Below are 247 nucleotides of genomic sequence, written 5' to 3'. Positions count from 1 at the left end.
ATGAACCGATTGGTAATTCAAGAAACTGCCGCAGGGCTAGGTGCCTATTTAATAAAGCAGGTTGAAAATGCTCAGCAACGTGGTGTGGTCATTGGCTATGATGGCCGCCCGGACTCTCAACAATTTGCTCACGATACTGCCTCAGTGCTCACCGCTTTAGGCATCAAAGTGTACCTCACCTACCAAGTCGCTCCAACGCCAGTGGTGGCTTTTGGTGTCAACCATTTTAACGCCGCCGCTGCGGTTG

1 pseudogene is annotated in these 247 nt (G+C 51.0%); it reads left to right on the top strand.

What is annotated here, in order from left to right:
- Positions 1-247, top strand: a pseudogene (locus B7C60_RS18245) (phospho-sugar mutase); the annotation flags it as partial.

It is taken from the genome of Vibrio fujianensis (assembly GCF_002749895.1).
GTDB lineage: Bacteria > Pseudomonadota > Gammaproteobacteria > Enterobacterales > Vibrionaceae > Vibrio > Vibrio fujianensis.
Note: the sequence above shows the minus strand (reverse complement) of the source record. Positions and strands in the feature narration are given on the sequence as shown.